Below are 24,611 nucleotides of genomic sequence, written 5' to 3'. Positions count from 1 at the left end.
AAATTGACTTTATATTTACATAACCCGTCGAAGAATATATTTATAGTCCAACACGCCTTTCGAATTCCCAACGCCGATAACATCATGCGACACAACCCTCACGCAGAGCGCGCCAGGTGTGGGAATGACTTAGTCACCCGCATGCGTAAACAGTCGCTTCACAGCGGCTTAACTGCGATATCAATGGCACTTAATTTGCTTAATTTGTTATTTATAGCTATATCATTTTTAGGCATTCCAAAACGACACCGTTATAAATCACAGGGTTTTAAATAACAGATAAAAATCAAATAGACATTTTTCCACAGCACATTCTTTTAATAATCTGATGTAGCCACTCGATATGCTGGCGGGCATCGGCCGCTCTGAAGATAAATCACGGTGAGCACTATTTTAATAAATAGCGACTCCGCCGGGGGCGCTCATTACCCGCAAAAAATCTGGCTTCGTCTTGCACGCCATTAAAAAAATCTGTCGGGAGTCATTATATATGAGCCAAATCTCTGTCATTTCGAAACTCACTGGCGTGGAAACCACCACGGAAGGTAATCAAGTCTCTTTGGGTCAATCCTCAATTGTTAAGCTCCACGTGGGTAGAGCGGATATTTCACACTACGCCCGTAACGGAAACGACCTGGTCGTCAGCCTGAACTCCGGCGAAACCATTACGCTTAAAAACTTCTACGTCAGTGATGCGCAGGGCGCAAGCATGCTGGTGCTCGAAGAAAGCAACGGCGCATTGTGGTGGATTGAAGACCCCACCGCAGTGGAACATTACGAAGCTATCTCCTCGATTGACGCCCTTATGGCGGCGTCAGGGGGCGACGCGTCCGGCGGTGCCGCTATTTGGCCGTGGGTCCTCGGTGGCGCAGCTGTCGCGGGGGGCATTGCCGTGGCGGCGGGTAGCGGTGGTGGTGGAGGCGGTGGTGGAGACGACAGCAGTAGCGGCAATAACAATGGCGGCGGTAACAATGGCGGTGATGGTGACGGGAACACGAATAACCCCGGCAATTTGGGAAACTCCGAGAATCCGGCAACCCCGGATAGGACACCGCCCAACGCGCCAACCAATCTCGCCTTCTCCGCAGACGGTAAGATCGTTACCGGTACGGCGGAACCCAACAGCATCATTACGCTCAGGGATGCCAACGGCAATGTCATCGGAACAGGAAAAACCGGCAGCGACGGGAAATTCACCATCGACCTGGGCACGCCGCTGATCAACGGTGAGCAAATCACCGCAACGGCAACCGATGCCGCAGGAAACATCAGTCAAGATGGCCACCTCACCGCGCCCGATCTCGTGACACCTGATGCTCCTACCCTGATTCTGGTGAACGATGATACCGGGAGCATCACCGGCCCTCTCACTCAAAACCAGGTCACCGATGATGCCCGCCCGATGCTGAGCGGCACCGGTGAACCCGGCACTCTCATTACGATTTACGACAAAGGCGTGCAAATCGGCACCACCCAGGTAGGCGCTAACGGAAGTTGGTCGTTTACACCCGGCACTGCCCTGTCTGAAGGTAATCACTCTCTGACGCTCACCGCGACCGATGCGGCAGGTCATGTCAGCGTCCCATCCGATGCGTTTACCTTGATGGTGGATACCCTCGCACCGAACGCCCCAGTGATGAACCTCAATCCTGCGGGCACTGAGGTCAGCGGGACCGCAGAGCCGAATAGCACCATTACCATCACCAGTAACGGTCTGCCGATTGGCAGCGGAAAAGCCGATGGCAACGGTAACTTCACCATTACGTTATCGCCGGCACAAACTGACGGCCAGACCCTTTCTGCGGTATCTTCTGACGAAGCCGGAAACCAAAGCCTTCCAGCCACCGTCGTCGCGACAGACAGCACTCCCCCAGCGATACCGGGCAACCTGATCGTGAGTAACGGTGGGAACAGCGTCTCGGGTACGGCCGAACCGAACAGCACCGTCACGGTAAAAGCGCCTAATGGCGACGTAATTGGTGAGGGCCCCGTAGGCAGCGACGGGAAATTCACCGTTCCCATCAGTCCGCCACAAACGAATGGCGAAGTATTGCAGGTGGTAGCCACCGATCCGTCGAGCAACACCAGTCTACCGGGAACCGCAGACGCGCCTGACACCACCAAACCGTTAGCGCCCGATAATCCTGTCGTTTCGGGTGACGGAACCAAAGTCACCGGGACCGCAGAACCTGGCAGCACCGTGACCATCCGCGAAGATGGCGTAAAAATTGGCGAAGGCAAAGCGGACGATCAGGGCAACTTTAGCGTGACCATCGCCCCGCCAAAACTGAACGGCGAAATCCTCACTGCCGAGGCCGCCGATAAAGCCGGAAACACAGGGCCTACGGCGAACGCCACCGCCCCGGATATCACCCCTGCGCAGACGCCGACGATAGTTTCCGTGGAAGACAACGTGGCTAACGTGACCGGTCCTGTCCCGCAAAGCGGGCTGACCAACGACAGTACGCCGACAATCACCGGCACCGGCGAGCCAGGAACGCTGGTTTATATCTACAGCGGTGACAACCAAATTGGCACCGCCAACGTGCTCTCCAACGGCAGTTGGTCGTTTACGCCAACTGTCCATTTACCGGAGGGCGGACATGTTTTAACCGCCGTCGCCGTGGACGATGCGCTCAACCGCAGTGAAACGTCAAACAGCTGGAGTATCATCGTCGACAGCCTCGCGCCTGCGGCCCCGGTCATAACCCAAGTGGTTGATGACGTACCGGGCCGAACCGGCGCACTCGATATCAACGAAGTCACTAACGATAATCGCCCAACGCTTAACGGCACAGGTGAACCTGGCACAACCATCAGCATTCGTCTTGACGGCACGCAGATTGGCACGGCGCTGGTCAACGACGGCGGAGCCTGGACTTACACTCCTACGATTGTTTTCCAGAACGGGCAACACACCCTCACCGCAGCTGCCATTGATAAAGCAGGCAACGTTAGCGCAGCATCTGGCGGATTTACCTTCACGGTGGATACGACAGCACCGCCGCCGCCATCCATTACGACGGTCACGGATAACACCGGTGACGTTAAGGGAATCCTCACCAGCGGTTCCCCGACGGACGAAACCCATCCGGTCATGCAAGGCACGGCACCCGCGGGCACCACGATTGCCATTTACGACGGTACGACGCTGCTAGGATCTGCCGTGCTCGATGGCAGCGGCGGCTGGAGCTTTACCCCACCAAATACGCTGACGGACGGCACGCACGTTTTAACGGCGGTGGCGACAAATGCCGCAGGAACTTCTACCCCTTCAGGCTCGTTTACGCTGGTGGTGGACACCGTTGCACCCGCCACGCCTGATTCGCCTGACATCACCGTCAACCCGGACAATGCCCCCATCGGTACCGCGCTCAACCCGGGCGAAGCGACGCGCGATACCTCGCCAACGCTGAGCGGCACCGGGAATGTGGGTGATACGGTCACGATTTACATTGATGGCGTGAAGCAACCCGATGTGGTCATCGTCGATGATGACGGGAAATGGAGCTGGTCGCCTGTTACGCCGCTGACCAATGGCTCGTATGACATCGAGCTAACCGTCACCAATAAAGATGGCGCGGGCAATGAAAGTGCGCCGTCGCAGCCGGTCACCATTGTCATTGATACCGTTGCGCCGACCACGCCAGCTACGCCAGTGGTAACGGATAACGTCACAGAGATAACCGGCCCTGTCGCCGATAACGGCAGCACCAACGATCCGCGTCCGGTGATAAGCGGGACGGGCACGCCGAACGATGTGATCACCATTTACGATAGCGTCGACGGTGCGCCGAAAAGTGAAGTAGGCCAGGTCACAATCGGTGCTGACGGCAACTGGAGCTGGAGGCCGGATACTCCCCTGACACAAACGTCGCACACGTTCACCACCACCGCGACGGACGAAGCGGGCAACGTCTCGGGAACGTCTGTCGCCATCAAAGTGACTATCGATACTGATGCCCCCCTGCCCCCGGCGATCACTGATGCGGGCGGCGTGAGTAATAACGGCGCGACGCAGGATACCACCCCGACCATTTCGGGAACGGGCGTCAGCGGCGATACGATCCTTATTTATAATAACGGCGTGCAAATCGGGACGACTACGGTTGCAGGCGGCGTCTGGAGCTTTACGCCTACTACCGCGCTGAGCGAAGGGCCGCACACGCTGACGGCGGCGCAAGTCGACGCGGCCGGTAACGTCAGCCCCCTGAGTCCGATTTACACCGTCACCGTCGATACCATCGCGCCAACCACGCCGCTGATTGACGACATCTCGTCCAGCACGCTCGCTAACGGCGTTCTTTACACCAATGACAATACGCCAACGCTGACCGGCACCGGCGAGCCGCGCACCGTGATCACCGTCTCTATTGACGGGACTGCGTCTACGGTCACCGCTACGGTTCAACCTGACGGGACCTGGAGCTGGACGTCGCCCACGGCGCTTCCTGATACCCCTCATGTCATCACCGTCACATCCAGCGATGCGGCGGGAAATACCTCTGGCACCTCGACCACTAACGTGACGGTGGATACCGATGCGCCAGCAGCTCCGGTCGTGACGGCGCTGGCTATCGAAGGCACGCCGATTACCGGTACGGCTGAAGCGGGCTCACTGGTGATTATCACCGGCCCCGGCCCGGGCGGCACCACCATTGAATTGGGTCGCGGCATTGCGGTGGGCGGGAATTTCTCTATCGCCCTTTCGCCTGCGCAAACCAACGAAACCACGCTAACGGTCAGGGCGACAGATGCGGCGGGCAACCTCAGCGATCCCACCACCTTTAACGTCGTTGATGCGCCCGATCTGCCCGACGTGCCGGTCATCACCTCAATCGCTGATAACAACGGCACGGACAGCATCGAAGTGAAAGGGGGGAGTTCCGACGACACCACGCCGGTTATCAGCGGAACAGGTCCGGAAAACAGCACCATCACCCTGTATCTGAACGGTGTGGAGATCGCCACGATTGGGCTAGGCAGTGGGCAAACCACCTGGAGTTACACGGTTCCGGCGGGAAGCGCGTTGGCAGAAGGTACCTACAATTTCACGGCCACCGCGACGATCGGCGGAGCCACCAGCGGGCTTTCCGCGGCGGCGACGGTGACGATCGACCTGACGGCACCGAACATCCCTGCGATTGGTGCCGTGACTGATGACGTGGGTCCTGGCACCGGCCCTCTGACCAACAATCAAATTACCAATGACAGCCAGCCGACTCTGACCGGCAATGCGACGGCGGGCGATACCATTTCCGTCTACAGCAACGGCACGCTGCTCGGCAGCGTGTTAGTAGGTCCAACGGGTGCGTGGAGCTTTACCCCTCCGAGCGCGCTGGCCGAGGGCAGCAATGTGCTGACCATCAAAGCCACCGATCCGGCCGGGAATCAAAGCGGTGCTTCCGCACCGTTCACTATTGTGGTCGATACAGTCTCTACCACGCCGGTGATTGTGGGCGCGGAAGATAACGTCGGCACAACAGAAAACATTCCGACGAACGGCGTCACCAACGACACCACGCCGACACTCTCCGGCACGGCGGAAGCCAACAGCGTCATCGCGATTTTCGAAGGTGCAACGCAGATCGGCACCGCCATAGCCAACGGCAGCGGCGCGTGGACATTCACCCCTGCCGCCGCCCTGAGTGAAGGCTCACACACCTTCACCGTCAAAGCGACCGATCCGCAGGGTAACGTCAGCATTGCCTCCAATGCGTACACGGTCGTCATCGACATCACCCCGCCAGCGGTACCGGTGCTGAACACAGTGAACGACAACGTCACCGGCGGTGCGTTCGGCAATTTAACGGCGGGACAAGTGACCAACGACGCGACCCCAACGCTGAGCGGAACGGGCGTGACGGGCAGTACGATCCATATTCTCAATAACGGGATTGAAATCGGCACCGCAACCGTCGCCAACGGCACGTGGACCTTCACGCCGCCCGCTAATCTGCCCGACGGCGCTTACAACATCAGGGTTAACGCCAGCGACGCGGCGGGCAACGTCTCCGCGAATTCACCAGTATTCTCATTTACCGTCGACACCACCCCACCCGCCGCACCGATTGTGCTCACGGTGCTGGATGATGTCGGCCCGGTGATCGGGGAAATCACCAGCGGCGACAGCACCAACGATAATCGGCCAACCTTTAACGGCACGGGCGAAGTCGGGGCCACCATTACCCTGCTGAATGACGGACAACCGTTCGGCACCGCCATCGTCAACGCCCAGGGGAACTGGACATTCACCCCGACCGCGCCGCTGAGCGAAGGCACACACACCATTACCCTTAGCACGACCGATGTCGCGGGCAATACCAGCACGACCACCAGCACGTTCGAACTGACGGTCGACACCTTCGCGCCTTCTGCACCGGCCATTATTAACGCGACCGATAATGTGGGAAGCGTCCTGACTCCAGTGACCAACGGCAAAACCACCGATGACACCACGCCAACGCTGAACGGGACGGCGGCGGGCAACGCAATGGTGACTATTTATGAAAACGGTGGCGTCGTGGGTACCGTTCAGGCCAACGCATCAGGCGAATGGAGCTTTACACCAGGCAGCGCGTTAAGCAACGGGAGCCACACCTGGACCGCCACCGCGACCGACGCGGCGGGTAACGTCAGCGTGGCGTCGCCTGGCTTCACGGTGATTGTCGATACCATCGCACCGCTCGCCCCAGTGATTACGCAGGCGTTTGACGACGTTGGCACTGTCACCGGGCCGCTGAGCAACGGGCAAACCACCGATGACACCGTTCCGCGTCTCATCGGGACTAGCGAACCTAACGCCACCATCAACATTTTTGAAGGGAACACGCTCGTTGGCACAACCACCGCCGATGCCAGCGGTAATTGGGCCGTCACGCTCAACACCACGTTCCCTGAAGGGCCGCACCAGTTCGTGGCGCGGGCAACCGATGCGGCGGGCAACACCGGCGATCCGTCGTCACCATTTAATCTGAACATTGACCTCACGCCGCCCGCTATTCCGGTGCTGGTGAGTGTGGTCGATGACGTGGGCACCACGGCCACGATCAACAGCGGACAGATAACCAACGACGCGCAGCCTACGCTCAGCGGGACGGCTGAAGCGGGTTCGACGATTAAAATCTACGATAACGGCGTGCAAATCGGCAGCGTAACCGCCGCAGACGGCACCTGGAGCTTTACGCCAACGCCAGCGTTAGCCGACGGCCAGCATCCGCTGACGATCACCGCGACCGATCCGTCGGGCAATACCAGCAATCCGACGACGCCGTTTGTGCTGAACCTGGATGCCACCCCGCCAAATGCGCCGATCATCACAACGATTGTCGATGACGTCGGCCCGAACCTGGGAACGATCGCGGGCGGCACGCCAACCAACGATACGCAACCGACGCTGAACGGCACCGCGGAAGCCAACGCGGTGGTGCGCATTTACGACGGCAGTACGCTGGTCGGCACCGTCACGGCGGATGCCAGCGGCAACTGGACGCTGCCGCAAACCTCCACCATTCTGACCAACGGCCAGCACAACTTCACCGCAACCGCCACGGATGCGGCGGGCAACACCAGCGCGCCGTCGTCCATCTCCTCGGTCGTGGTCGATACCATCGCTCCTAACCTGCCGACCACGCTCGCGGTCATCACCAACGGGACGCACGTCACCGGTGTTGCCGAAGCGGGCAGCACCGTGACGATAACCACCAGCGGCGGAACCGTGCTGGGCACCGCCACGGCGGATGGCACCGGCAGCTTTAACGTCACTATTTCACCGCCGCAAACCAACGGCGAATCACTGCTGGCGTTTGCAACCGATAAGGCTGGCAACGTCGGCGGCAACGCAACGGTGGTCGCGCCGTTTACCAACCTGCCAAACGCGCCGGTGATTGTGACGATTGACGATAACGTCGGTACGCTGATCGGCAATTTGACCAACGGGAAAGCGACCGACGACACCACGCCGACGCTGACCGGCACCGCGCAGCCAAACTCCACCGTCACGCTGTATAACAACGGCGTGGCAATGGGCACCGCGACCGCCGACATCAACGGCGACTGGTCGTTTACCACGCCAGTGCTCAGCCAGGGCTCGCACGCCTTCACCGCCACGGCCACCAACGTGGTGGGCGGCGTCGGTCCGGTATCATCGCCATCCACCATTATTGTCGATACCGTCGCGCCGAACGCGCCAACCGGGACCTTTAACGCCGACGGTAGCGTCCTGACCGGCAGCGCCGAAGCGGGCAGCACGGTGACGATTCGCCTGCCGGACAATTCGACGTTCACTACCGTCGCCAACAGCAGCGGCACGTACAGCTACACCTTCCTCAACAAACAGACGGAAGGCAACACCCTGCAAATCACCGCCACCGATGCCGCTGGGAACACCTCTACGCCAGGATCGGTGCTGTCACCGGTGGTGGCGCTGTCGGCAAGTACCAACGTTGAGGAGCTGGATATCAGCACCATGGCCACGGTCACTAACGCGCAGTACAGTGATTACGGATTCCTGCTGGTCGGCGCGCTCGGCAACGTACTGACGTTACTGGGCAACGACACGGCGCAGGTTGATTTTGTGGTCTCCAATGGCGGAAACGCGGATATCTCGATCAACGCGAACGCCACGGGCGTGGTGCTCTCGCTGCTCAACACGCTGGAGGTGGTGGTTCAGCGCTGGGACGGCGTCAATAACACCTGGACGACGGTCGTTGATACCGGCCTGCCGCAGTTTGCCAACCTGCTCACGCTCGGCGCGAGCGGCGTGACGCTGAACATGACCGGGCTGGAAAATGGCGAGTATCGCGTCCTAAGCTACAACACCAATCTGTTGGCCACCGGGTCGTACACTAGTCTCGACGTAGACGTGACCGAAACCAGCGCCGGGGTCATCACCGGGATCTCAACCCAAAGCGGCAACGTCATTTATGACCTTGACCCGACGACGGGCAGCGATAACGCGCCAGCGGGAACCCGCATCACGGCCGTGACCGACGCGCAAGGTAACGCAGTCAATGTGACGGCGGACGGCACTATCATTCAGGGGCAGTACGGCACCCTGACCATCAACCTGAACGGCAGTTACACCTACACGCTGACCAACACCAGCGCTGCCGTGTTGGGTCGCACCGAGAGCTTCACCTATACCATCGGGCATAACGGCGCCACCGCCTCGGCAAAACTGGTGATTTCACTCGGCGCAAATACCGTCACCAATAGCGTCACGGCGGTCGACGATACGGCATCGCTGACCTACGACACCAGCGTGCAGGCGATCAACAACGGCCCGTCGTCCCAGGGCGGATTCACCGTCGCGGGCGTTAATCTTGGCAGCACGCTGGGGCTGAACCTGCTCGACGATCTGAGCAATCCGATCATCTACAGCGTGCAGGAAGGCACCACCCGCACCATGACCATTCAGGCCTCGGTCGGCGGCGTGGCGCTGGCGTCGGTGTTTGACCTGTATATCTATAAATTCAACGATGCGACCCAGACCTTCGAGCAGATGCGCGTTCAGCCGGGCTGGCTGCGCGCGCCGCTGCTGGGCGGCACCTCGGGCACGCTGACGCTGAACCTGCCTGCGGGCGAGTACCTGTTCCTGCTCAATACCGCAGCCGGGATCACGGTGCTCACGGGGTATACCCTTAACGTGCTGGAGGATCACGTTTATAACGTGGCGAGCGTGGGGGCATCGACGACGGGTGACGTGCTGGCGGACGATATTGCGCCGCAGGGCACGCTGGTCACCGAGGTCAACGGTGTCGCCGTTAACGCCACGGGCGTGACCGTTATTCAGGGTGAATACGGTACGCTGACGATTAACGCTCAGGGGAGCTACACCTATACGCTGCGCAGCGGTATCGGCGCGGATCACATCAAAACGCCGGATACGTTCGTCTACACCATCACTGCGCCAAACGGGGATAAAGACACGGCGTCGCTGAATATCACACCAACCGCACGGGCGATGGATGCAGTGAACGACGTCAGCGCCGTGATGGACGTCACCTCCCTGCACCACACCACTGCGTATTCTGACACCACCGTGGGCACCGCAAGCTGGACCACCGCGCTGTTAGCGCCGACTCAGGGCAGCGGCAGCGGCACATTTGTGGTGGATGCCAACACGGCGCTGCATAACGTGGCGCTGCACTTCAACGTCGCATCGCTGCTGGCGCTGGGTGGGTTGACGGTGAGCTGGTCGATCAGTAATGGATCGACGGTTATCCGCAGCGGTTCGTTTGCCGGCGGTGCGCTGCTGGGCGGCAAAATCGATATCAACCTCGGCGGACTGGATCTGGACGCCGGAACCTACACGCTGAACTTCACCGGCAACGTGCCGGGGCTGAGCGTCGGCGGCATCCTCATCACCCCAAGCGTGACCGGTACGGCCTACTCGCTGAGCCAGTTCGACTCCACCAGCGGGCATACGGTTAATGGCAATATCTTTGACGGCAGCGACTCGCAAGGGGCGACGGATCAGCTGCACTCCGTGGATACGCGCCTGAGCATCACCGGCTATAACGGCGTCACCACCACGCTGGATCCGTACACCGCCAGCACTGCAACGTCGACCATTCAGGGGCATTACGGCACGCTGTCCATCGGCGCTGACGGGCATTACACCTACACGCTCAACACCGGGGTTTCACTTTCCAGCATCACCTCGAAAGAGGTCTTCAACTACACCCTGACCGATGCGGCAGGCAAAACGGACAGCGCCTCGCTGACCATCAACATGGCACCGCAGTTCATCAGCTCGGAGCATAACGATCTCATCACCGGGACGGCTTACGCTGACACGCTGATTTACCAGGTGCTGAACAACACCGTGGGGAATGCCACAGCGGGCAACAGCAGCGGCGATCACTGGACTAATTTCTCGATAAGCCAGGGGGACAAAATTGACATCGGCGATCTGCTGGTGGGCTGGAACGGACAGTCCTCTACGCTTGGGAATTACGTCCACGTGGCCCAAAGCGGTAATAACACTGTGATCTCCATCGACCGCGATGGCGCAGGGAGTGCCTACACTAATACAACGCTTGTTACGCTGGACAACGTCCAGGCCACCTACGACGAGTTAGTCAACCAGCATCACAACATCATTACCTGATAGCAAAAGTCAGAAACGACCCGGGCGTTCAGCGCCCGGGCGCAGGCATTAGGCAGCATTTTTTATTAGGGACAAAGAATGGGAATAAAGATGCCTTACTGGTGGCTCTCATGCTGCCTGATATCTGTGCCTGTTCTCGCGGCAAATCCGGCGGCGGTGATCAACCCCGGCCTGCTGAGCGAAGAACAGGAATTACCCTCACTGAATGGCCGTATCGCCCCTGCGCCGGGCAAAGCGGCACCGGGTACGCTCAAGCTTGGCGATGCTGTCAATCGCGCGGTTAACTGGCATCCGACCATCAGTGAAGCCGTTGGCAAACTGTATGAACAATCGGACGTCGTCGATATCGCCAAATCCAAATATTATCCGCAAATTAATGCGGGTATGGACAATGGCTTTACCCATAACGGGGACGGCAACAACTTTACCCCGTCGCTCGTTTTATCGCTCTCCCAGATGCTGTACGACTTTGGCAAAGTCGCGAGTCAGGTACGTGCCGAAACCGCCGGTGTCGCCCAGCAGCAGGCCAACGTGCTGGTGAGCATTGATACCATCGCCCACGATACCGCGCTGGCGATGGTGCAGGTGCAAACCTGGCAGCAAATGGTGGACACCGCCAAAGAACAGCTGGATGCGCTGTCATCTATCGGATCGCTGACCCGTCAGCGCAACGACGAAGGCGCGACGTCGCTCTCCGATGTGGTGCAAACCGATGCGCGTATCGAAGGCGCACGCGCGCAGCTAATGCAATATACGGCCAGCCTCGACAGTTCCCGCGCCACGCTGATGAGTTTTCTCGGCTGGAATAACCTGAATCAAATCAGTAACGACTTTCCCGACAACCTGAAGCGCAGCTGTGATATCGCCGAACCGGACGATCGTCTTGTGCCAGCGGTGCTCTCCGCGTGGGCGCAGGCCAACGTGGCCCAGGCGAATCTCGATTACGCGAACGCGCAAATGACGCCAACCGTCTCGCTGGAACCGGAAGTGCGCCACTATCTCAACGAACGTTATGCGGGCAACGAAACCCTGGACCGCACGCAGTATTCCGCGTGGGTTAAAGTCCAGATGCCGCTGTATCAGGGCGGCGGATTGACCGCGCGGCGTAACGCTGCCGGGCACGCCGTGGACGCGGCACAATCCACCATCCAGCGCACGCGCCTCGACGTGCGGCAAAAACTGCTGGAATCACGCAGCCAGGTGATGAGCCTGCTGAGCACGCTGCAAATTCAGGGTCGTCAGGAAGCGCTCAGCGCCCGCACCCGCGAACTCTATCAGCAACAGTATCTGGATCTCGGCACTCGCCCGCTGCTGGACGTGCTCAACGCCGAGCAGGAAGTCTATCAGGCACGGTTTACGCAGCAGCAAACTCTTGGGCAACTGCATCAGCTCCAGTTGAGCTGCCTGTATAACACGGGCCGTTTGCGGCAAGCGTTCGATCTTGAGAACCGCACGATTCAGACGGTGGAGATCCAGCCATGAAGCCAACCGATATTCCGCAAGGTGAAAGTCTCTCCGAGGAGTCGCTGGAGCACTGGGCGCAGGCGTTCGGCTACGTCGCCAGCCGTTATCGCGTGGCCTGCTCCCCCGGTGCGCTGGTCGCGGGCGCGCCGTGGCTGAGAGGCAAACCGATGGTGCCCGCGCTCACACAGCTGGCGCGTGAAGCGGGACTGTCGTTTCAGCTGTTGACCGCCACGCAGCAATCCATCAACAGCTGGCGATTGCCGGTAGTGGTGGAACTCAACGAAGGCAAAATCGGCGTGATTGAGCATTTTGACGGCGAAGACACGCTGGATATCTGCTTTATCGACGCCACCGCACAAAACAACCGCGTGTCGATGACCGCGCTGCTGCCCGCCATTCGTCACGTCGTCGCTTTGCGTCCGCTGGCGGCGCTGAAAGACAGCCGCGTCGATGCCTATATCTCGAAATACCGCCCGGACTGGCTTTACCGGCTGGTGATGCGCGATTTGCGTCCGTACACCTGGGTGATGCTGGCGGCGCTATTTATCAACATGTTATCGCTCTCCGGGATCCTGTTTTCGATGCAGGTGTATGACCGGGTGATCCCGGCGCAATCCTATCCGACTCTTTATGTGCTCACTATCGGGGTGCTGATCGCTACGCTGTTTGGCTTTGTGCTGCGCATGGCGCGCGGGCACATTATGGACTTGCTCGGGAAACGCGCCGATCTGCGTGTATCGGATCGCGTGTTTGGCCACGCGCTGCGCCTGCGTAACAGCGCGATCCCCCGCTCCACCGGCAGCTTTATTTCGCAGCTGCGCGAGCTGGAGCAGATCCGCGAGATGGTCACCTCGTCGACCATTTCGACGATCGTTGATTTGCCGTTCTTTTTCCTGTTCGTGATCGTGCTGGCGATCATCGCCCCGCAGCTGGCGTGGATCGCGCCGGTCGCCGCCGTGCTGATGGTGCTGCCCGGTTTACTGCTGCAAAAGAAACTGGCGGCGCTGGCAAAACAGTCGGCCCACGAATCGACGCTGCGCAACGCGGTGCTGGTCGAAAGCGTGCAGGGGCTGGAAGACATTAAGCTGATGCAGGCGGAAAACCGCTTTTTGCAGCAGTGGAACAGCTATATCCAGATCACCGCCGAATCCGGGCTTAAAACCCGCGAACTGACGCAAAACCTGATCAGTTGGGGCATGACCATTCAAAGCCTGGTGTATGCGGGCGTGATTGTGGTCGGCGCGCCGATGGTGATTGAGGGCACGCTCACCACCGGTTCGGTGGTCGCCGCCTCGATGCTGGCTTCGCGAATGATCGCCCCGATGGCCACGCTGTGCGGCGTGCTGGCGCGCTGGCAGCAGGTGAAAGCGGCGAAAGAAGGGCTGGACAGCATTATGCAGTTGCCGACGGAAAATCAGCGGGAAGAGACGCCGATCCGCCAGGACGTGTTGCGCGGCCACTATCTGTTCGAGCAGGCGCAGTTCCGCTATCACCCGGAAGATCCGCGTATGGCGCTGCGCATTAATCGTCTGGAGATCAAACCCGGCGAAAAAGTGGCGATCCTCGGGCGCAACGGCGCGGGTAAATCGACGCTGCTACAGGCTTTGGCGGGCGGAATGGATCTCGCGGGCGGCGAACTACGCCTCGATAATCTCAGTTTGCCGCACCTGGACGTGGCGGATGTGCGGCGCAACGTCGGCTTTATGACCCAAAACGCGCGCCTGTTTTACGGCACGCTGCGCGAAAACATCACGCTGGGCATGCCGCGTGCCACCGATGAAGAGATCTTCGCCGTGCTGGACATGTGCGGTGCGGCGAGCTTTGTGCAAAAACTGCCGAAGGGGCTGGATTATCCGATTATGGAAAACGGTGTTGGCCTGTCGGGCGGGCAGCGCCAGTCGATTTTACTGGCGCGTATGTTCCTGCGCGATCCCAATATCGTGCTGATGGACGAACCCACCGCATCGCTCGACGAACACACCGAGCGCGAATTTATCCAGCGCCTGAATGACTGGCTCGGCAACCGGACGCTGATTGTCGCGACGCACCGCGTACCGGTGCTGGAACTGGTGGAGCGTGTAGTGGTGCTGAAAGACGGCATGCTGGTGATGGATGCGCCTAAAGCGCAGGCGCTGAGCAACAGCCGGATGCAGCAGCAGCAACAGGCAACGGGACGGGAGTGGAAAAATGAAAATCAGTCAGCGTGAAGTCGCCGCGATGGACGATCTGGATAACGCGCTCGATTCGGAAAGCGGCTACTCCGGCGCACGCAGTATTGTCATTTTTTCTCTGCTGCTGTTTATCGTCGTCGGCGTCTGGGCGTGGTACGGCATTCTGGATGAAGTGTCGACGGGCACGGGCAAAGTGATCCCCAGCTCGCGCGAGCAGGTCTTGCAGTCGCTCGACGGGGGCATTCTGGCGGAGCTAACCGTCCACGAAGGCGATCAGGTGCAGGCGGGGCAAGTGCTGGCGCGCCTCGATCCTACCCGCTCGGAATCGAACGTCGGTGAAAGTGCGGCCCGCTACCGGGCGTCTCTGGCGTCCAGCGTGCGCCTGACGGCGGAAGTAAGCGATCTGCCGCTGGTGTTTCCCGCTTCACTACAAAAATGGCCGGACCTGATCGCCACTGAAACGCGGCTGTACACGTCCCGCCGCGCGCAGTTAGAAGACACCCAGCGGGAATTGAAAGCCGCGCTGAGTCTGGCAAATAAAGAGCTGGATATTACGCAACGCCTGATCAAAACCGGTGCCGCCAGCCGGGTGGAAGCGCTGCGTCTTCAGCGCCAAAAAAGCGATCTGGAGCTGAAGCTCACGGATGTGCGCTCGCAATATTACGTGCAGGCACGCGAAGCACTGTCGAAGGCCAATGCGGAAGTGGACATGGTGTCGGCGGTGCTGAAAGGCCGCGAAGATTCGGTGACGCGCCTGACCGTGCGATCCCCAGTGCGTGGGATCGTGAAAAACATCAAAGTCACGACCATTGGCGGCGTGATCCCCCCCAACGGCGAGCTGATGGAGATCGTGCCGGTGGACGATCATCTGCTGATCGAAACGCGCCTGTCGCCACGCGATATCGCCTTTATCCATCCTGCGCAAAAAGCGCTGGTGAAGATAACCGCCTACGATTATGCAATCTACGGCGGTTTGCAGGGCGTGGTCGAAACCATTTCGCCGGACACCATCCAGGATGAGGCTAAGCCCGAAGTGTTCTACTACCGCGTGTTTATTCGCACCAACCAGGATTATCTGGTCAACAAAGCGGGCCGGCACTTCTCGATTGTGCCGGGGATGATCGCGACGGTGGATATCAAAACCGGCGAGAAATCGGTGATGGATTATATGATTAAACCGTTTAACCGCGCGAAAGAAGCGATGCGAGAACGCTGAGGTTTTTTCCGTGCGCTCAACGAAAGCGGTCAACATTTTTGTTGAGCGCACGGATTTTGTGCAACGCTTTACATGCATCTATGCTTTTCCTGAAACCGCCTCGCAGCGCTGAAACTCTTTCTTCCTACCCCTTCCCTTTGTCTCCTGTGAACGTTTATTTTGCCGAATGATTCACACGTTCGGCTCTCATGACGAAATGAAGACCGATAAACATAGAGTGGGCCAAAAATAGACAATTTACGCACTTGCGCACAGTGCAAGTGTGCAATAACATCAACGCAGCTTCACAGGGATCGGAGCTAAAATGCATCATGATGAAAAGCATTAATCACTTTCGCGATCGGTGGCTTGAAGATTTTTTCCTGTACGGAAAATCGCAGAATATCTTCCCTTCAAGCATTGAAGCCGCTTTGGCGAGAAAACTGGATATCATCAACGCCGCAACGTCGCATCATGATTTGCGTTCGCCGCCAGGCAATATGTACGAAGTGCTGAATCCACCTCTGGAGGGATTTTCGTCCATTCGCGTTAACAAACAGTACAGGTTGATATTCCGCTGGGAAAATGGGAAAGCAGACGATCTTTATCTTGCTCCCCATAAATACAAGCCCTACAGGTGAGGTAAAAAAATGGCACTTCAGCAGGCTACGCGCAAACCTACTTCGCCAGGCGATGTGTTGCAATATGAATATCTTGAGCCGCTTAACCTGAAAATTACGGATCTGGCAGAGATGCTGAATGTGCACCGTAATAGCATCAGCGCGCTCGTGAACAATAATCGTAAACTGACTGCCGACATGGCGTTCAGGCTTGCCAGAGTGTTTGATACGACGGTTGAATTTTGGCTCAATCTGCAGCTCAACGTGGATATCTGGGAGGTGCAGAATAATGCGCGGACTCAGGGAGAACTGAGCCGCCTCAAGACGATGGCTGAAATTCTGGCAAAAAGAAAATCTCAGCAACAGGACATCGCCTGACTTTTCCCTTCGTGCAGTGCGATAAAATACGCCAAACATTTTTAACAGGGAGTTTGTATGCGTCAGCGCACTATCGTCTGTCCGATTATCCAGAATAACGGTGCCTATCTGCTGTGCAAAATGGCGTCCGACCGTGGCGTGTTTCCCGGCCAGTGGGCACTTTCGGGTGGCGGCATGGAGCCCGGCGAAACCATGGAAGAAGCGTTGCGACGTGAAATCCGCGAGGAGCTGGGCGAGCGGCTTGAGATTACCGCCGTCAAACCGTGGGCATTTCGCGATGACATCCGCGTCAAAACCTACGCAGACGGCACCACAGAACAGATTTACATGATCTACCTGATTTTCGATTGCCTCAGCGTCAACCGCGACGTGACGTTCAACGACGAGTTTCAGGACATCGCGTGGGTTACCCCTGAATCACTGAACACGCTGGATTTGAATGAGGCGACGCGCCTCACGTTTACGCAGAAAGGCTTGCTATAACACGCCGCTGACTTGGCTTAAATCACCCCGCCTGTTGCGGCGCACCGGAAAAGTAGACGCTCAGATAGCGGGTGAACTTGCCTAAAAACACGCCCGCAAACACGCCGCCGGAGATAATGGCGAATGCGCTCATGCCGGGCTGTTGCAGCGTCCCCGGGGACATCGCCGTCATCACGCCCAGAACGTATTTCACCAGAAACGCCAGCATCATAAATGGCAGCGCCGAATAGTCGGCCTGACGATGAATGCTGCGGGGCGCTGCTGCGCGCGTGGCCGAAACGTGCTTAACCAGCACAAAGCCCAGCACTGCGCCAGCCAGAATCCCGGCAATCCACAACGCGAACGTACTGAGGGTCAACTGGCGATGCACCACCAGATCGTAAATATCCCAGAAAAGGAAAATCGCCGGGATGATGGCGAGTTTTTCGAGCGTCACGGTTGCGGGTTGACGGGCTTTGATGCCGCGGCTTACCAGAAAGACAAATAAAACCCATACCCAGACGGGTGTGTGGATCACAATTTGAGAGAGCGTTTCCATCATAGGTTTTACCGTCGTTGCGTCGATACACCCGGTCATTATTACGCATAATGGCATAGACGCCATCATGCGTAGGCATTGGCATTACAACGATATTTTCAGGCGTCTCACCGCTTCCTTCAGTTGCTCTTCCGTCGCCGTCACGAACGACATACGCAGCGTGGAATGATCCGGTTCGCTGCAATAGAAGAACTCACCCGGAACATAAACGACGCCGTTACTGAGCGTTTTTTCAAGCCAGGCGGTGGTGTTAATCCCGTTGTTCATTTTGGCCCACAGGAACATCCCGCCCTTCGGTTTGTGGAACGTCATAATATCGCCCAGCTCAGCTTCCAGCTCCTGAGAAAACGTTTGATATTTCTGACGGTACACTTCGCGGATCATCTTAATCTGCGCAGGCAAACGGCCAGTTTTAAGATATTCACTGGTCATCAACTGCGATAGCGTGCTGGTGTGCAGATCGGTGGTTTGCTTCAGGTTGACGACAGCCCTTTTCAGCCACTCTGGAACAATCACCCAGCCCACACGCGTGCCCGGCGACAGGATTTTGGAGAAGGTAGAGGTGTAAACGACATTTTGCTCGTTACCAATGGCTTTGGCGTGCGCCATCAGTGGACGGAAAACGTCGTCGGTATAATTAATTTCGCTGTAGGGGTCGTCTTCGATAATGACGAAATCATAACGCTTAGAAAGCTCCACCAGCTGTTTCCGGCGGCTTTCAGAAAGCGTGACACCACCAGGGTTACCGAACGTTGGAACGATATAAACCGCTTTGATAGTTTTATTCGCTACCAGCGCTTCAAGTTCGTCGACTTTCATTCCGTCGCCATCGGTTCCGACCGATTCAATATTCGCCTGCGCCAGGCTAAAGACCTGCAACGCGGCCAAATACGTTGGGCGTTCGACCACAACGGTATCACCAGGATTGATTAACGCGCGCGCCAGAATATCCAGAGACTGCTGTGACCCGGAGGTCACCACCACATCATCGGCCTTGCACTGAATACCGCGCTCGGCAGAAATCTGCTGAATGGCCTCACGTAATTCCGGGAAACCTTCACTCAAACCGTACTGAAACGCTTCGCCAAAATGCTGAGAAAGCACGGCCTCGGACGCCATTGTTAACCCTTCATGATCAAAGAGTTCAGGGTTTGGGATCCCCCCGCCAAGTGAGATGACGCCGGGCATTTTACTGTGCTTTAAGAGTTCACGAATGGCGGAGGACTGCAGAGCCTGGACGCTGGTGGCGAGCTTATGAGTTGTCACGCTATTAATACCTGTATTATCTGTTTTTATGATGGTCACAACTTAGTAACACATGTTTTGCGCTTTGATAATCATTTTTGTGCCTGTCCGCATGAAAGGTATCACGCTGACGGTCTCCTGAGAGTGAGGGGGTGAGCACAAAGAAATAGAGGCAGAATCCCTGATCCGATATATTATGTAGCACGCAGCCTGTATTTAATTAATGAATACCAATAATCAAAATATCATAATCATTATTAATAAACGCTCATCGGTCTATTCCATAGCATGATAACGCCCATTCTTATACCACTCATAAAATATATCAACCCCATGACAAAATCTGTATTTTAAATACCACCACCTAATTTAAGACTTATCTTACAAGCGGAATAACCCAGGGTATTCTATGCCGTAAAATATTTTGTAAAACGTTGTAAAGACCCCCGCCACGTCTGGATTCCTATACAAACCCGAAGCGCTGTAGACTTATCTCACCGCCATCAGCCCAACTTCTCTTAATAACTATCAACTTATAGCATTAATATTCCACCAGCAAGCGAAGCGATATATTCTGCATTCATTAAAATCGTCCAAAGAATTAAGAACCACACCGTTTGACACCTTTAAAATAGCGGCTAAGTTTAAGTACTGAACGACAACGGATACGGCTTTATGACGTATATTCCTGACATAAATGCACCAAGAGGGTTGATATTATGGCAGAGCATCGTGGTGGTTCCGGTAATTTCGCTGAAGACCGTGAAAAAGCATCGGACGCAGGGAAAAAAGGAGGTCAGCAAAGCGGTGGGAACTTTAAGAACGATCCGCAACGTGCCTCCGAAGCCGGTAAGAAAGGCGGTCAGAACAGTCACGGCGGTGGCCGTAAATCTGACAAGTCCTAAGCTTTATATTTCTTAAATTTGTCATGACTTTAAAGAGCACTCTGCGAGTCTGCGGACTCGCAGTATTTTGCTGTGTAAGTGAGGAAACCCTATGAATATGAAAACGCTGCAAGATGTCTTTATTCACCTGCTATCAGATACGTACAGCGCAGAGAAACAGCTTACGCGTGGTTTGGCTAAATTAGCCCGTGAAGCCTCAAGCGAAAAATTAAGCGCTGCGTTTAAAGCTCACCTTGAAGAGACGCAAGGACAAATTGAACGTATCGATCAGATAGTGGAGCAGGAACCAAATCTCAAAATTAAACGCATGAAGTGTGTGGCGATGGAAGGCTTAATTGAAGAAGCCAACGAAGTTATCGAAAGCACTGAAAAGAATGAAGTTCGGGACGCCGCATTAATTGCTGCAGCGCAAAAAGTCGAACACTACGAAATTGCCAGTTACGGCACGCTCGCGACTCTGGCGGAGCAATTGGGCTATAAAAAAGCCGTGAAATTGTTAACCGAAACGCTGGAAGAAGAAAAATCTACTGACCTGAAATTAACCGATTTAGCCGTTGGCAATATCAATCAAAAAGCCCAGGCATAATTCGACATAACAGAGGACGATAATAATGAATCACGTAGAACACTACCATGACTGGCTACGCGATGCCCATGCAATGGAAAAGCAAGCCGAATCCATGCTGGAGTCGATGGTCAGCCGTATCGATAATTATCCTGACGTGCGCGCCCGCATTGAACAACACGTTAGCGAGACAAAACGTCAAATCACCGTGCTGGAAGAGATCCTGGATCGAAATGATATTTCCCGTTCGGTGATAAAAGACTCCATGAGCAAAATGGCCGCGCTGGGGCAGTCTATCGGCGGTATGTTCCCGTCCGATGAGATCGTCAAAGGCTCGATCAGCGGGTACGTTTTTGAGCAGTTCGAAATTGCCTGTTATACCTCGCTGCTGGCGGCAGCAAAAAGGGCGGGAGATACCGCCTCGATCCCGGCAATTGAATCAATTCTTGCCGAAGAACAGGCGATGGCTGACTGGCTGATTCAGCATATCCCAACGACGACAGAACAATTTCTGCTGCGTTCAGACGCGAAAGGCGTCGAAGCTAAAAAATAATTGCGGGAGGCAGAAGCATGTTCAGACACGTCAAACAATTACAGTATACCGTTCGCGTTGCCGAGCCGAATCCAGGCCTGGCTAATCTTCTGCTTGAGCAATTTGGCGGCCCTCAGGGTGAGCTGGCAGCCGCGTGCCGTTACTTTACCCAAGGGTTAGGCGATGACGATCCGGGCCGCAAAGATTTGCTGCTGGATATCGCCACGGAAGAGTTAAGCCACCTGGAAATTATCGGTACGCTGGTTGGCATGCTGAATAAAGGAGCCAAAGGCGAGCTGGCAGAAGGGACTGAAACTGAGGCCGAGCTGTATCGTTCGCTGACGGCAAACGGTAACGACAGCCACATTACCTCTCTGCTTTATGGTGGTGGGCCAGCACTCACCAACTCAGCGGGTGTGCCATGGACTGCCGCCTACGTCGATACCATCGGTGAACCGACGGCGGATTTGCGCTCCAATATTGCGGCGGAAGCCCGCGCCAAAATCATCTACGAGCGCCTGATCAACGTCACTGACGATCCTGGCGTAAAGGATGCGTTAGCTTTTTTGATGACCCGCGAAGCGGCGCACCAGATGTCATTTGAGAAGGCGTTGCAGTCCATTCGCAATAACTTCCCGCCGGGCAAACTTCCGCCGGTCGAGGAGTACACCAACAAGTACTACAATATGTCGGAAGGCGGTGAAGTACGCGGCAGCTGGAACAGCGATAAGCACTTTGATTACGTTGAAAACCCGCAGCCTGCTGTTGACGGTGGAGACGGAGGGGCAGAAATCGCCCTGTCGTCTAAGCAAAAAACACTGCTCAAAGCGATGGCCAAACGGACGCAATCCGATCCCGCAGCCGATCCGCTAACTGGCGCTGAACTGGGCGCCGGGAAGAAAAAACCGTAACACAACGGGTTTTTCTCGACAGTCCTCCATGCCCCGTCAACGGCGGGGCATGATTTTGTGTTTGTGGGGTGTGGAATATGTTCGAACTCGACGCATTTCATCTGGCCAGGCTTCAGTTCGCTTTTACCGTCTCTTTCCATATCATTTTCCCCGCGATAACCATCGGTCTTGCCAGCTATCTTGTGGTGCTGGAAGGGCTGTGGCTGCGAACAAAAAATGACGTCTGGCGATCGCTGTATCACTTCTGGTTGAAAATCTTCGCCGTCAATTTCGGCATGGGGGTGGTTTCAGGCCTGGTGATGGCGTATCAGTTCGGCACTAACTGGAGCGGATTCTCCGAGTTCGCCGGGAGTATCACCGGCCCCCTCCTCACCTATGAAGTGTTAACTGCCTTTTTCCTTGAAGCCGGTTTCCTGGGTGTGATGCTGTTTGGCTGGAATAAAGTCGGGCCAGGATTACATTTTTTCGCCACCTGCATGGTGGCGCTGGGCACGTTGATGTCCACGTTCTGGATCCTCGCCTCAAACAGCTGGATGCACACCCCGCAAGGCTTTAGCATCGCCAACGGTCAGGTCATACCCGAAGACTGGTTTGCGGTGATCTTTAACCCCTCTTTCCCTTATCGCCTTTTCCACATGTCGATTGCGGCGTTTCTGAGTAGCGCCCTGTTTGTTGGCGCATCGGGCGCGTGGCATTTGCTGCGCGGCAACGATACGCCCGCAGTACGCAAAATGTTCTCTATGGCGCTGTGGATGGCGCTGCTGGTCGCGCCGATTCAGGCTTTCGTCGGCGATATGCACGGGCTGAACACGCTCGAACATCAGCCCGCCAAAATTGCCGCTATTGAAGGCCACTGGGAAAATCGTCCCGGCGAAGCCACTCCGCTGCTGCTGTTCGGCGTCCCGGATATGGAAGAGGAACGCACCAAATACGGGCTGGAAATCCCCGCGCTCGGCAGCCTGATCCTGACCCATAGCCTGGATAAACAGGTCCCCGCGCTGAAGGAGTTCCCGAAAGACGAGCGCCCTAATTCGCTGATCGTCTTCTGGTCGTTTCGCGTGATGGTTGGCCTCGGTCTGCTCATGATTGCCATGGGCGTGGTGAGCGTGTGGCTCCGCTATCGGCACCGTCTTTACCACTCGCGCCCTTTCCTGTGGTTTGCATTGTGTATGGGACCTGCGGGTCTGGTTGCGATTCTGGCGGGCTGGGTCACCACCGAAGTGGGCCGCCAGCCGTGGGTCGTTTACGGTTTGCTGCGCACGCGTGACGCGGTTTCATTGCACAGCACGCTGCAGATGAGCATCAGTCTCATCGCCTTTTTCGTGGTGTATTGCTCGGTGTTTGGCGTAGGGTATCTCTATCTGGTCAGGCTTATCAAGAAAGGGCCGCAGCCAGTGGATACGCTCACCTCGAACACATCCGGTACACCTGCCCGTCCGCTGTCCGCTGCTGAATCCGTTCCGGAACAGGAGAAGCCATAATGGGTGTCGATATCTCAGTTATCTGGTTTGCGATCATCGTCTTTGCCACGCTGATGTACATCATTATGGATGGGTTCGATTTAGGCATCGGTGTGCTGTTTAATTTCGTGCGCGATCCCGAAGAGCGCGACATTATGGTGAACAGCGTCGCCCCCGTCTGGGATGGCAATGAGACCTGGCTGGTGCTCGGTGGTGCCGGGCTGTTTGGCGCTTTCCCGCTGGCGTATGCGGTGATTGTGGATGCGCTCACCATTCCCCTCACCGCCATGCTGATTGGCCTGATATTTCGCGGTGTGGCGTTCGAGTTTCGCTTTAAAGCCACGCCATCACACCGCAAATTCTGGGACTACTCTTTTGCCGGCGGTTCGCTGCTGGCAACGTTTAGCCAGGGCATCGTGGTCGGCGCGATGATCAATGGATTTGACGTTGTAGGTCGCCGCTTTGCCGGTTCTTCACTGGACTGGCTGACGCCGTTCAATCTGTTCTGCGGGCTGGGATTAATCGTGGCGTACACCCTTTTAGGAACGACGTGGCTGATTATGAAAAGTGAGGGTGCGCTGCAAATTCGCATGCGTGAGCTGACGCGTCACTGCCTGCTGGCGTTAATGGGGGTGATTGCAGTGGTCAGCATCTGGACGCCCCTCGGCTGGCAGTACGTCGCCGACCGCTGGTTCTCGCTGCCAAACTTCTTTTACTTCCTGCCGGTGCCACTTCTGGTGCTGGTCTTTAGCCTGTGGATCTGGCGACTCACGCATAACGTACACAGTCACACCCGCCCATTCTTGCTGACCCTGGGGCTGATTTTCCTCGGCTTTAGCGGCCTGGGTATCAGCCTGTGGCCGCACATCATTCCGCCACGCATCACGATCTGGGACGCCGCCGCGCCGCCTGCCAGTCAGCTGTTTATGCTGGTCGGCACGCTGCTGATTATCCCGGTGATTCTGGTCTATACCGCATGGAGCTATTACGTCTTCAGGGGCAAAGTGTCAGGGTCGGAGGGCTATCATTGA

At 56.8% G+C, this 24,611-nt stretch carries 15 protein-coding genes; 13 read left to right on the top strand and 2 right to left on the bottom strand.

What is annotated here, in order from left to right; translation table 11 throughout:
- Positions 1–490 precede the first annotated feature (490 nt).
- The 7 genes from AC07RN_RS18560 to nudI all read left to right on the top strand — a co-directional run bounded on the left by AC07RN_RS18560 (position 491) and on the right by nudI (position 17,424).
- Positions 491–11,113 carry a BapA/Bap/LapF family large adhesin gene (locus AC07RN_RS18560; protein WP_478337022.1) on the top strand — a complete coding sequence of 3,541 codons (10,623 nt, stop codon included), beginning with the start codon at positions 491–493 and terminating at the stop codon, positions 11,111–11,113.
- Between the two features lie 78 nt (positions 11,114–11,191).
- A complete protein-coding gene (locus tag AC07RN_RS18555; RefSeq protein WP_478337021.1) occupies positions 11,192–12,595 on the top strand; it encodes a TolC family outer membrane protein in 1,404 nt (467 codons plus the stop codon).
- On the top strand, positions 12,592–14,784 hold the full coding sequence (locus AC07RN_RS18550) for a type I secretion system permease/ATPase (RefSeq protein ID WP_478337020.1): 2,193 nt from the start codon (positions 12,592–12,594) through the stop codon (positions 14,782–14,784). Before AC07RN_RS18555 ends, AC07RN_RS18550 begins: the two co-directional genes overlap by 4 nt.
- 10 nt (positions 14,785–14,794) lie before the next feature.
- Positions 14,795–15,964 (top strand): beta-barrel domain-containing protein, encoded by a 1,170-nt coding sequence (locus AC07RN_RS18545; RefSeq protein ID WP_449554082.1) that lies wholly within the window; start codon positions 14,795–14,797, stop codon positions 15,962–15,964.
- A gap of 311 nt (positions 15,965–16,275) precedes the next feature.
- Positions 16,276–16,584: a type II toxin-antitoxin system RelE/ParE family toxin gene (locus AC07RN_RS18540; protein ID WP_235133899.1), complete on the top strand. Its 309-nt coding sequence runs from the start codon at positions 16,276–16,278 to the stop codon at positions 16,582–16,584.
- A 9-nt stretch (positions 16,585–16,593) separates the two neighbouring features.
- Positions 16,594–16,941, top strand: a complete 348-nt coding sequence (locus tag AC07RN_RS18535; RefSeq protein WP_478337019.1) for a HigA family addiction module antitoxin — start codon at positions 16,594–16,596, stop codon at positions 16,939–16,941.
- A gap of 57 nt (positions 16,942–16,998) precedes the next feature.
- Entirely contained in the window at positions 16,999–17,424 is a 426-nt protein-coding gene (gene nudI, locus AC07RN_RS18530) for a nucleoside triphosphatase NudI (RefSeq protein ID WP_478337018.1), read from the top strand.
- A 22-nt stretch (positions 17,425–17,446) separates the two neighbouring features.
- On the opposite strand, the gene AC07RN_RS18525 is transcribed toward nudI, so the two are convergent.
- Both AC07RN_RS18525 and AC07RN_RS18520 read right to left on the bottom strand, forming a co-directional pair.
- Positions 17,447–18,019 carry a DUF6622 family protein gene (locus tag AC07RN_RS18525; RefSeq protein WP_478337017.1) on the bottom strand — a complete coding sequence of 191 codons (573 nt, stop codon included), beginning with the start codon at positions 18,017–18,019 and terminating at the stop codon, positions 17,447–17,449.
- 27 nt (positions 18,020–18,046) lie between these two features.
- Complete coding sequence (locus AC07RN_RS18520) at positions 18,047–19,228, bottom strand: aminotransferase-like domain-containing protein (RefSeq protein ID WP_015960119.1); 1,182 nt, start codon at positions 19,226–19,228, stop codon at positions 18,047–18,049.
- Positions 19,229–19,926: 698 nt separating this feature from the next.
- Between AC07RN_RS18520 and AC07RN_RS18515 the strand changes: the two genes are divergently transcribed.
- The 6 genes from AC07RN_RS18515 (at position 19,927) to cydB (ending at position 24,611) form a co-directional block, all read left to right on the top strand.
- Positions 19,927–20,112, top strand: a complete 186-nt coding sequence (locus tag AC07RN_RS18515) for a con-10 family general stress protein (protein ID WP_015960120.1) — start codon at positions 19,927–19,929, stop codon at positions 20,110–20,112.
- Positions 20,113–20,203: 91 nt separating this feature from the next.
- Positions 20,204–20,698 carry a YciE/YciF ferroxidase family protein gene (locus tag AC07RN_RS18510; protein ID WP_331389508.1) on the top strand — a complete coding sequence of 165 codons (495 nt, stop codon included), beginning with the start codon at positions 20,204–20,206 and terminating at the stop codon, positions 20,696–20,698.
- A 25-nt stretch (positions 20,699–20,723) separates the two neighbouring features.
- Positions 20,724–21,230, top strand: coding sequence for a ferritin-like domain-containing protein (locus AC07RN_RS18505; RefSeq protein ID WP_235133904.1), 507 nt, complete (start codon positions 20,724–20,726; stop codon positions 21,228–21,230).
- A 17-nt stretch (positions 21,231–21,247) separates the two neighbouring features.
- Positions 21,248–22,120 (top strand): manganese catalase family protein, encoded by an 873-nt coding sequence (locus AC07RN_RS18500; protein WP_478337016.1) that lies wholly within the window; start codon positions 21,248–21,250, stop codon positions 22,118–22,120.
- A 77-nt stretch (positions 22,121–22,197) separates the two neighbouring features.
- Positions 22,198–23,601 (top strand): cytochrome ubiquinol oxidase subunit I, encoded by a 1,404-nt coding sequence (locus tag AC07RN_RS18495; protein ID WP_015960124.1) that lies wholly within the window; start codon positions 22,198–22,200, stop codon positions 23,599–23,601.
- Entirely contained in the window at positions 23,601–24,611 is a 1,011-nt protein-coding gene (cydB, locus tag AC07RN_RS18490; protein ID WP_015960125.1) for a cytochrome d ubiquinol oxidase subunit II, read from the top strand. The genes AC07RN_RS18495 and cydB overlap by 1 nt, the downstream gene beginning before the upstream one ends.

Source organism: Lelliottia sp. GFLA7, from assembly GCF_056490165.1.
This window is presented reverse-complemented; position numbering and strand designations above follow the sequence as displayed.

Coding starts and splice junctions, on each gene's coding strand:
- AC07RN_RS18560 (WP_478337022.1), top strand. CDS start 491: ATGAGCCAAATCTCTGTCATTTCGAAACTCACTGGCGTGGAAACCACC.
- AC07RN_RS18505 (WP_235133904.1), top strand. CDS start 20,724: ATGAATCACGTAGAACACTACCATGACTGGCTACGCGATGCCCATGCA.
- AC07RN_RS18525 (WP_478337017.1), bottom strand. CDS start 18,019: ATGCCATTATGCGTAATAATGACCGGGTGTATCGACGCAACGACGGTA.
- AC07RN_RS18535 (WP_478337019.1), top strand. CDS start 16,594: ATGGCACTTCAGCAGGCTACGCGCAAACCTACTTCGCCAGGCGATGTG.
- AC07RN_RS18545 (WP_449554082.1), top strand. CDS start 14,795: ATGGACGATCTGGATAACGCGCTCGATTCGGAAAGCGGCTACTCCGGC.
- AC07RN_RS18515 (WP_015960120.1), top strand. CDS start 19,927: ATGGCAGAGCATCGTGGTGGTTCCGGTAATTTCGCTGAAGACCGTGAA.
- AC07RN_RS18555 (WP_478337021.1), top strand. CDS start 11,192: ATGGGAATAAAGATGCCTTACTGGTGGCTCTCATGCTGCCTGATATCT.
- nudI (WP_478337018.1), top strand. CDS start 16,999: ATGCGTCAGCGCACTATCGTCTGTCCGATTATCCAGAATAACGGTGCC.
- AC07RN_RS18550 (WP_478337020.1), top strand. CDS start 12,592: ATGAAGCCAACCGATATTCCGCAAGGTGAAAGTCTCTCCGAGGAGTCG.
- AC07RN_RS18510 (WP_331389508.1), top strand. CDS start 20,204: ATGAATATGAAAACGCTGCAAGATGTCTTTATTCACCTGCTATCAGAT.
- AC07RN_RS18495 (WP_015960124.1), top strand. CDS start 22,198: ATGTTCGAACTCGACGCATTTCATCTGGCCAGGCTTCAGTTCGCTTTT.
- AC07RN_RS18540 (WP_235133899.1), top strand. CDS start 16,276: ATGATGAAAAGCATTAATCACTTTCGCGATCGGTGGCTTGAAGATTTT.
- cydB (WP_015960125.1), top strand. CDS start 23,601: ATGGGTGTCGATATCTCAGTTATCTGGTTTGCGATCATCGTCTTTGCC.
- AC07RN_RS18500 (WP_478337016.1), top strand. CDS start 21,248: ATGTTCAGACACGTCAAACAATTACAGTATACCGTTCGCGTTGCCGAG.